The organism is Mycobacterium sp. (genome assembly GCF_025933915.1).
GTDB lineage: Bacteria > Actinomycetota > Actinomycetes > Mycobacteriales > Mycobacteriaceae > Mycobacterium.
Genome location: NZ_JAICZA010000166.1, coordinates 1 through 9,323, shown reverse-complemented (window position 1 = coordinate 9,323; position 9,323 = coordinate 1). Strand labels below are relative to the sequence as shown.

Annotated in this window: 8 protein-coding genes and 1 pseudogene; 6 read left to right on the top strand and 3 right to left on the bottom strand. The window is 66.8% G+C overall.

What is annotated here, in order from left to right; translation table 11 throughout:
• A pseudogene (locus Q0W90_RS20520) lies at positions 1 to 373 on the top strand (ATP-dependent DNA helicase PcrA); the annotation flags it as partial.
• A 90-nt stretch (positions 374 to 463) separates the two neighbouring features.
• On the opposite strand, the gene Q0W90_RS20515 reads toward Q0W90_RS20520, so the two are convergent.
• Complete coding sequence (locus Q0W90_RS20515) at positions 464 to 1,054, bottom strand: hypothetical protein (protein WP_297593032.1); 591 nt, start codon at positions 1,052 to 1,054, stop codon at positions 464 to 466.
• A gap of 1 nt (position 1,055) precedes the next feature.
• A complete protein-coding gene (locus Q0W90_RS20510) occupies positions 1,056 to 2,162 on the bottom strand; it encodes a M23 family metallopeptidase (protein WP_297776257.1) in 1,107 nt (368 codons plus the stop codon).
• Between the two features lie 275 nt (positions 2,163 to 2,437).
• Here Q0W90_RS20510 and sucC point away from each other — a divergent pair, with 275 nt between their 5' ends.
• From sucC to Q0W90_RS20495, 3 genes are all read left to right on the top strand, one after another.
• Positions 2,438 to 3,601 (top strand): ADP-forming succinate--CoA ligase subunit beta, encoded by a 1,164-nt coding sequence (gene sucC / locus Q0W90_RS20505; RefSeq protein WP_297593036.1) that lies wholly within the window; start codon positions 2,438 to 2,440, stop codon positions 3,599 to 3,601.
• Positions 3,602 to 3,613: 12 nt separating this feature from the next.
• Positions 3,614 to 4,516 (top strand): succinate--CoA ligase subunit alpha, encoded by a 903-nt coding sequence (gene sucD / locus Q0W90_RS20500; RefSeq protein ID WP_297699699.1) that lies wholly within the window; start codon positions 3,614 to 3,616, stop codon positions 4,514 to 4,516.
• A 121-nt stretch (positions 4,517 to 4,637) separates the two neighbouring features.
• Complete coding sequence (locus tag Q0W90_RS20495; protein ID WP_297776252.1) at positions 4,638 to 6,161, top strand: acetyl-CoA acetyltransferase; 1,524 nt, start codon at positions 4,638 to 4,640, stop codon at positions 6,159 to 6,161.
• 22 nt (positions 6,162 to 6,183) lie between these two features.
• Here the strand turns inward: Q0W90_RS20495 and Q0W90_RS20490 are convergent, their stop codons facing one another.
• A complete protein-coding gene (locus Q0W90_RS20490; RefSeq protein ID WP_297599485.1) occupies positions 6,184 to 7,032 on the bottom strand; it encodes an LLM class F420-dependent oxidoreductase in 849 nt (282 codons plus the stop codon).
• Positions 7,033 to 7,276: 244 nt separating this feature from the next.
• Between Q0W90_RS20490 and Q0W90_RS20485 the strand changes: the two genes are divergently transcribed.
• Entirely contained in the window at positions 7,277 to 8,173 is an 897-nt protein-coding gene (locus Q0W90_RS20485; RefSeq protein WP_297599484.1) for a DUF5336 domain-containing protein, read from the top strand.
• Between the two features lie 37 nt (positions 8,174 to 8,210).
• On the top strand, positions 8,211 to 9,323 hold a 1,113-nt coding region (locus Q0W90_RS20480; RefSeq protein ID WP_297776248.1), incomplete at its 3' end, for a DUF6350 family protein.

Sequence of the window (9,323 nt, the reverse complement as noted above, 5' to 3'; positions counted from 1 at the left end):
GCTCTACCTGAGCAGGGCCATCGTCCGGTCCTCCTGGGGGCAGCCCATGCTCAATCCGGAATCGCGGTTCCTCAGGGAGATTCCGCAAGAGTTGATCGAGTGGCGCCGCACCGCGCCCGCCCCGTCGTTCAGCGCGCCGGTGAGCGGCGCCGGACGATTCGGCACGCCGCGCGCGGCCCCGACGCGCTCCGGGATGAGCAAACGACCGCTACTGGTGCTCGAGCCCGGCGATCGGGTGACGCACGACAAGTACGGGCTGGGCCGGGTCGAGGAGGTTTCCGGCGTCGGCGAATCGGCGATGTCGCTGATCGACTTCGGCAGCTCGGGACGGGTGAAGCTGATGCACAACCACGCGCCTCTCAGCAAGCTCTAGCCCGCCGCGCAAGGGTGCGCGACGAGCGTGCACTCAGCGCGAAAAAAATCGCCCGCGAATTCCTCGCAATGAGTGCGCATTCGGCGCGGATCAGGCCTCCAGCCAGCGTTTGGTTTGCGGCAGCAGCACCAGCACCACTGTGGCGATGGGCAACAGCGGCAGCAGGTGCACGACCCACGCGACACGGGCACCGGCGATGAACACGCCGATATAGGTAAGGAACGCGACGAGCGCGCCGGCCAACAGGAGATAGCGGCTGACCGGTCGGCGCTGCAGCAGCGTGATCACACCCGACACCGTGGTCGCGGCGAACACCAGGGCGAGAAACGCGACCGCGATGCAGAACAGGCGGTCGGTCTTCCACCAACCGGCGATCAGGTCGGTGGCGACCACCGACGTGGCCCACCCGCTGATGATGCCGACCGCGCAGGCGGCGACGGCCGTGCGGTCGGTGGGCTCCAGGGTCGGCACGCCGGCATAGCCTGTCCGTCCCGCGCGGGGGCCACTGCGGTACGGCGGTGATGGCGGAACGAACTGACTGGTCGGGGATTCCGGCGTGGTGGGGATCGGCCCGGTCGGCGCACGGCGGATGATCCGCGTCCGTGAGTCGGAGGGCGATGAGGGCTCTTCAGTGGGCTCGGGCGGACGCGGACCGGAAGGGTGTTCGTTCGGCGCGGTCACCTCAACCAGCGTAGTTGCCGACCATAAGGCCACGCTTAGCCAGCCATGGCACGGGATCGATCCGCTCGGTGCCGCCCTGCAACACCTCGAAATGCAGGTGCGGGCCGGTGGAATTGCCCCGGTTGCCCATGGTGGCGATCTGGTCACCGGCCATCACGCGCTCGCCGACGCTGACCAAGGTGGTGTTGACGTGACCGTAGAGCGTGACCGTGCCGTCGGAGTGCCGCAGCTTGACCAGCATCCCGTAGCCACCGGCCGGCCCGGCCTCGACGACGACGCCGTCGGATACCGCCAGGATCGGCGTGCCGATCGAGTTGGCCAGGTCGATGCCGGCGTGCAGCACGCCCCAGCGGTAACCGAAGTTCGAGGTGAATATCCCCTTCGTCGGCATCACGTAGAGCGGTTGCTGCAATCGCGCCTCGCGCTGCGCGCGGTCGTTGGCGAAGGCGACGCCCCTGGCGAGTTCCTGGTTGTGCAACGCGGCGGTGGCCGCGGGCTCCACCGCTATCACCTGGGGGCCGCGGACGGTGTTGCTGCCCGATCCGCCGCTGAGCGCGGACGCGTTGGCGGTCAGCACCGCGTCGGTCCTGGGGGTGTCGGCGTGGCTGGTGGCCGTGTGGGCGGCCGCGGCGGCGGCGCCGGCGGCCATCGCCGAGATCAACAGGCGACCGCGGGCCGCGCTGGTCGGTTCCTTGCGGTGCTGCCCTCCGCGGCGCGCCACACCGACGACGTCGGAGGCAGATGGGCGATCGAGACGCCGCTCGGTGCGAGGCTCGACGGTCACCCGCGGCAGCACCTCGGTGACGGGCGCGGCCAGCCGCAGCGGCCGCAGGTCGTCGGTCTCGTGGAGGTCGTCGAGCTCCGGCGCCAGCAGCACCTGCGCTTCGTTGTCGAACGTTGAGTCGTTGCTGAAGTCCAGGCCGGCGTGCTCGGTGACGTCGTCACCGAAATCACTGAAATCAAGGTCGTCGAAGTCGAAGCCGTCGAGCGGAAGGATCTCCGTGACTTCGGTTCGATGGGGCTCCGCCAACCGGGCGCCTGCTGCGCGACCGACCCTTAAGACGCCTGCTGTTACGGCAGAGGGCCGGGCAAAACGGTGCTGGGACAACCTGAAATGTCCTCGTATCGTGACCATAACGTTATCTGGACCCTAGGAAGGTATCCGCTGACCCGCGGGGCTGGCAACCTCGTCGCACAATCCGGGTGGAATTGTGATTTGGATCACGTGGACCGCCCATCCATGTCCCGTGAGCTGTGCCACATCGGCGGACGCGGCGGTAAAAGCCATTTCGAGGGTGGATACAGTTCGTCCGTGCGAGTTGCCGGATGCGGCGCCGCCCACCAAGAGGCCTAGCAGTTGAGTCGAGCGAAGACAGAGAGTCCATGGACCTTTTCGAGTATCAAGCAAAAGAATTGTTCGCCAAGCACAACGTACCGACTACGCCGGGGCGGGTGACCGACACCGCCGAGGGCGCTCGCGAAATCGCCACCGAGATCGGTCGTCCGGTCATGGTCAAGGCGCAGGTGAAGGTCGGCGGACGCGGCAAGGCGGGCGGCGTCAAGTACGCGGCGACACCCGAGGACGCCTACGAACACGCCAAGAACATCCTCGGTCTCGACATCAAGGGACACGTCGTCAAGAAGCTTCTGGTCGCCGAGGCCAGTGACATCGCCGAGGAGTACTACATCTCCTTCCTGCTCGACCGCGCCAACCGCACCTACCTGGCCATGTGCTCGGTCGAGGGCGGCATGGAAATCGAGGAGGTGGCCGCCACCAAGCCCGAGCGGCTGGCCAAGGTTCCGGTGGACGCCGTCAAGGGTGTCGACCTGGCGACCGCGCGTTCCATCGCCGAGCAGGGCCACCTTCCCGCCGAGGTGCTGGATGCCGCCGCGGTCACGATCAATAAGCTGTGGGAGGTCTTCGTCGCCGAGGACGCCACCCTGGTCGAGGTCAACCCGCTAGTGCGGGATCCGGAGGACCGCATCCTGGCGCTGGACGGCAAGGTCACCCTGGACGCCAACGCCGACTTCCGTCAGCCCGGCCACGCCGAGTTCGAGGACCGCGACGCGACCGACCCGCTGGAACTCAAGGCCAAGGAGCACGATCTCAACTACGTCAAGCTCGACGGCCAGGTCGGCATCATCGGCAACGGGGCGGGCCTGGTGATGTCCACGCTTGACGTCGTCGCCTACGCGGGTGAAAAGCACGGCGGGGTCAAGCCGGCCAACTTCCTGGACATCGGCGGTGGCGCGTCGGCCGAGGTGATGGCCGCGGGCCTCGACGTCATCCTGCACGACAAGCAGGTCAAGGCCGTGTTCGTGAACGTCTTCGGTGGCATCACGTCGTGCGACGCCGTCGCGAACGGGATCGTGACCGCGCTGAACATGCTCGGTGACGAGGCCAACAAGCCGCTCGTGGTTCGGCTCGACGGCAACAACGTCGACCAGGGCCGCAAGATCCTCGCCGACGCCAACCACCCGCTGGTGATCCAGGCCGAGACGATGGACGCCGGTGCCGACAAAGCCGCCGAGCTGGCGAACAAGTAAGGGACTTAAGCCATGTCGATCTTTTTGAACAAAGACTCCAAGGTAATCGTCCAGGGCATCACCGGCGGTGAGGGCACCAAGCACACCGCGCTGATGCTGAAAGCCGGGACGCAGGTGGTGGGTGGTGTCAACGCCCGCAAGGCCGGCACCACCGTCTCGCACGTGGACGCGAAAGGCAAAGACGTCGAACTGCCGGTGTTCGGCAGCGTCGCCGAAGCGATGAAGGAGACCGGGGCCAACGTGTCGGTCGTCTTCGTGCCCCCGAAATTCGCCAAGGACGCCATCATCGAGGCCATCGACGCCGAGATCCCGCTGCTTGTCGTCATCACCGAGGGGATTCCGGTGCAGGACAGCGCATATGCGTGGGCCTACAACCTGGAAAAGGGGCAGAAGACGCGCATCATCGGGCCGAACTGTCCCGGCATCATCACCCCGGGCGAGGCCCTGGCCGGCATCACCCCCGCGAACATCAGCGGCCCCGGCCCGGTCGGGCTGGTGTCCAAGTCCGGCACCCTGACCTACCAGATGATGTACGAGCTGCGCGATTTCGGCTTCTCCACGTCGATCGGCATCGGCGGTGACCCGGTGATCGGCACCACCCACATCGACGCGATCGAGGCCTTCGAGAAGGACCCCGACACCAAGGTGATCGTGATGATCGGCGAGATCGGCGGTGACGCCGAAGAGCGCGCGGCCGACTACATCAAGGCCAACGTATCCAAGCCGGTCGTCGGCTATGTCGCGGGATTCACTGCGCCGGAAGGCAAGACGATGGGTCACGCGGGCGCCATCGTGTCCGGCTCGTCGGGAACCGCGGCCGCCAAGAAGGAGGCCCTGGAGGCCGCCGGCGTCAAGGTCGGCAAGACGCCGTCGGAGACCGCGGCGCTGGCCCGGGAGATCCTGCAGAGCATGTAGTCCGTTATCGAGACTGCGGTCAGATCGCGACGTCACTTCGAATCCGCGATCTGGCCGCGGTTTCGTTTTGGTTCCCACAATCGGTTAGCCTGACAAATTAACAGTTGCCAGGAGGTTTGTAATGCCGGTCGATCCGCGTACTCCGGTGCTCGTCGGTGTCGGCCAGTTCACCGAGCGCATCGACGACCCCGACTATCGGGGCATGTCGGCGGTCGACCTCGCGGCGGCTGCCGTGCGGGCGGCTTTTGCTGACACCGGCGCCAAAAACGTCGCGAAGGCTGTCGACACCGTCTTCGGACTCCGGCAATTCGAGATCTCCGGACCTATGCCGGCGACGCTCGGCAAGTCGAACAACTACCCACGTTCGGTGATGAACCGCCTGGGCGGCGACCCGGCCCGCGTGGTGCTCGAACCAGTCGGCGGGCAGGGGCCGCAGAAACTGGTCACCGAGGCGGGTAACGCGATCGCGGCGGGCGACGCCGATGTCGTGCTGATCATGGGCTCGGAGCCGGGGTCGACGGCTCGCTACTTCGCCAACCGTGATGACAAGCCCGACTTCACCGAACACGTCGACGGTCAACTCGAGGATCGCGGCCACCAGATCTTCAGCTACATCGACGAATACACGATCCAGCACGGCTTGACCGGCGCGCCCGTGCAGTACGGGCTGATGGAAAATGCGCGGCGCGCCCGCCTTGGACGCAGCGTGGCCGACTATCGGCGCGAGATGGCCGAACTGTTCGCCCCGATGTCCAAAGTGGCTGCCAAAAACCCTTTTTCGTCATCGCCGGTCGAGCGGTCAGTCGACGAGATCATCACCATCACCGATGACAACCGGATGATCTGTGACCCGTACCCGCGTCTGCTCGTCGCCCGCGATCAGGTCAACCAGGGTGCAGCGGCGCTGCTGATGTCGGTGGAGGCGGCGACCCGAGCCGGTGTGGCCGAGGACAAGTGGGTTTATGTGCACGGCCACTCGGACATGGTCGAGCAGGCCATGCTCGATCGCGTCGACCTCGGTGCCAGCCCGGCGGCGTTCCGTGCGGCGCGAGAAGCGTTGCGGGTGGCCGGAATCGGTGTCGACGACATCGCCACCTTCGATCTGTACAGCTGCTTCCCCTTCCCGGTGTTCGTCATCTGCGAGGCCCTGGGCATCGACGGCGACGATCCACGCGGCCTGACCTTGACCGGCGGATTGCCGTACTTCGGCGGTCCCGGTAACAGCTACTCGCTGCACGGTATCGCCGAGACGGTCGCGCAGATGCGGGACAGGCCAGGGCAATTCGGGCTCGTCGGCGCCAACGGCGGCATCATGAGCAAGTACTCGGTCGGTATCTATTCGACCACGCCGGTGAACTGGCGTACCGACAACTGCGCGGAACTGAAAAAGGAGATCGGCGCGCTGCCGAAGGTCGACGTCACGAAAACACCCGACGGCGCGGCGACCATCGAGACGTACTCCGTGCGCTACGACTGGCCAACCCGCACCGGCATCATCGTCGGCAGGCTCGCCGCGGATGACACGCGATTCATGGCCACAACCGACGACGACGACCTCGTCGCATTGATGAGCGACGACGATCCACTCGGTGCGGAGATCTTCGTGTGGTCGACCGACAACGGTAACCGGGCGTCGCTCGGGTAGACCCCGTGTGCCTCGCGCGGGCTCAGACCAGGGCGGCCAGCTTCCCGGCGAGCCGCTCGACATAGGCGGCGACCTCATCCTCGGGCTTATCCGGCAACCCGAACAGCACCTCGGTCACCCCGAGCTCGGCCCACTTGGCGAGCTTCTCGGGGACCGGCTTGAAGTCCAGCGCCACGATCTGCGGGGCGCCGTCGCGGCCGGCGGCCGCCCAGGTGTCCTGCAGCAGCTTGACCGGTTCGTCGATGTCGAAGTCGCGCGGCGTGGTGATCCAGCCGTCGGCGCTGCGGGCGATCCACTTGAAGTTCTTTTCGGTGCCCGCGGCACCCACCAGCACCGGGATGTGCGACTGCACCGGCTTGGGCCAGGCCCAGCTGGGCCCGAACTTGACGAACTCACCGTCATAGGAGGCCTCTTCCTCGGTCCACAGCGCCCGCATCGCCTCGAGGTACTCACGCAGCATGGTGCGCCGGCGCGCGGGCGGGACGTTGTGGTCGGCGAGTTCGTCGGTGTTCCAACCGAATCCGACGCCCAGGCTGACCCGTCCGCCGGAGAGATGGTCAAGGGTGGCAATACTTTTCGCCAACGTGATCGGGTCGTGCTCGACCGGTAGCGCCACCGCGGTAGACAGCCGCACCCGCGACGTGACGGCGCACGCCGCGCCCAGACTCACCCAGGGGTCGAGCGTGCGCATGTAGCGGTCGTCGGGCAGCGACGCGTCACCGGTCGTCGGGTGCGCGGCCTCCCGCTTGATCGGGATATGAGTGTGTTCTGGGACGTAGAAGGTCTGAAAGCCGTGGTCGTCGGCAAGCTTCGCGGCCGTCGCCGGAGAGATGCCACGGTCGCTGGTAAAAAGCACAAGCCCGTAATCCATGCAGAGAATTAGAACGTGTTCTACCTCTGCTGAGCAAGCTCTGGTGATACGGACCGTCTCGCCAGAGGTCCTCGGCATCGTCGCCACGGGCCCCACAGTCCAAGCCAGTGGCAGCGGCACCGGTGGCCGCACGTGCGCTAGCGTGGGTGATCGACCGCGTCGCAACGCGGTGACGCGCCTGCCAGCACAGCGTCGCATTGCACCCGCTCGGCACTTAAAGGCACTGGTAGCAACAGGAGGAGCCATGACCTACTCTCCCGGTAGCCCCGGATACCCACCGGCGCAGCCTGGCGGCGCCTATGCAGGCGCCACACCATCGTTCGCCAAAGAAGACGACGGCAAGAGCAAGCTTCCGCTGTATCTGAACATTGCAGTGGTGGTGCTCGGGTTCCTCGCCTACCTTCTCAACTTCGGTCCCACGTTCACCATCAGCGCCGACCTCGGCCCGGGTATCGGTGGTCGCGCCGGCGATGCGGGCACCGCGGTCGTCGTTGCCCTGCTGGCCGCGCTGCTCGCCGGGCTGAGCCTGTTGCCGAAGGCCAAGAACTACGTGGGAGTCGTCGCGGTCATCGCGGTACTGGGTGCGCTGCTGGCCATCACCGAGACGATCAACCTGCCCGCCGGTTTCGCGATCGGCTGGGCGATGTGGCCCCTGGTGGCGGCGATCGTGTTGCAGGCGATCGCCGCGGTCGTCGTCCTTTTGCTGGACTCCGGGGTGATCACGGCGCCGGCGCCGCGCCCCAAGTACGACCCCTACTCGCAGTATGGCCAGTACGGGCAATACGGCCAGTACGGCCAACAGCCCTACTACGGTCAGCCGGGCGGCCAGCAGCAGTCGCCGCAGGGGTACGGATCGCAGTACGGCGGTTATGCACCGAGCGGGTCGCCGACCCAGAGCGGCGTTCCGACCGGCGGTTTCGGTGCCCAACCGGCGCCGCAGTCGGGTCCGCAGCCGTCCGCGCAAAACCAGGGCTCGTCGACGCCCCCCACCGGCTTCCCCAGCTTCAGCCCGCCACCTAACGTCGGCGGCGGATCGGATGCGGGTTCGGCGACCAGCAACTACTCCGAGCAGGCCGGCGGCCAATCCTTCGGCCAGGAGCAGCAATCGCCGTCATCGCCGTCTGGGCCAGCGCCCGCCTAACGTGCGCCATCGCGCCTAGTCGGGGACGTGCCCAAGAGTGACACGGCTAGAGGACAACCGGGCACCGGGCGCTCGCCAGGCGCGTGACCTTGTCAGGGTCGCGTTCGCCCCGGCCGGGGTGGCGTTGGTCATCATCGCCGCGGTCACGCTGATCCAACTGCTGATCGCCAACAGCGACATGACCGGCGCGCTGGGCGCGATCGCCAGCATGTGGCTGGGCGTGCACCAGGTGCCGATCTCGATCGGTGGCCGCGAACTGGGTGTGATGCCGTTGCTGCCCGCGCTGCTCATGGTGTGGGCCACCGCGCGCGGCACGGCGCGGGCCATCTCGCCCCACTCGTCGTGGCTCGTCGTTCGGTGGGTGGTCGCCTCGGCGCTGGGCGGCCCGTTGCTGATGACGGCGATCGCCCTGGCGGTCATCCACGACGCGTCGTCGGTGATCACCGAGCTGCAAACACCCAGCGCGCTGCGTGCGTTCTTCAGCGTGCTCGTGGTCCACGCCGCCGGCGCCGGGATCGGTGTGTGGTCCCGGGTGGGGCCGCGCGTTCTGGCGGTGTCGTCGCTGCCCTACTGGCTGGGTGATTCGTTGCGCGCCGCATCCGCCGGCCTGCTGGCGTTGCTCGGGCTCTCCGGGTTCGTGACGGCCGGGTCGCTGATCGTGCATTGGTCGACGATGCAGGAGCTCTACGGCATCACCGATTCGATCTTCGGCGAGTTCAGCCTCACCGTGCTGTCAATGCTCTACGTGCCCAACGTGATTGTGGGCACCGCGGCGGTCGCCGTCGGATCCAGCGCTCACATCGGTTTTGCGACGTTCAGTTCCTTCACCGTGTTCGGCGGCGATATCCCGGCTTTGCCGGTGTTGGCTGCGGTCCCCAGGCCGCCGCTGGGGCCGGTGTGGGTGGCACTGCTCATCATTGGCGCCTCGTCCGGCGTGGTAGTCGGACAGCAATGTGCCCGGCGTGCGCTGCCGCCGGTTGCGGCGATGGTCAAACTGCTGGTCGCGTCGGTCGCCGGGGCTTTGGTGATGTCGCTGATCGCCTACGGCGGAAGCGGACAGCTGGGCAACTTCGGCCATGTCGGCGTCGACCAGGGCGCATTGCTTCTCGGTGTCTTCTTCTGGTTCGCGGTGATTGGCGGGATCACCGTG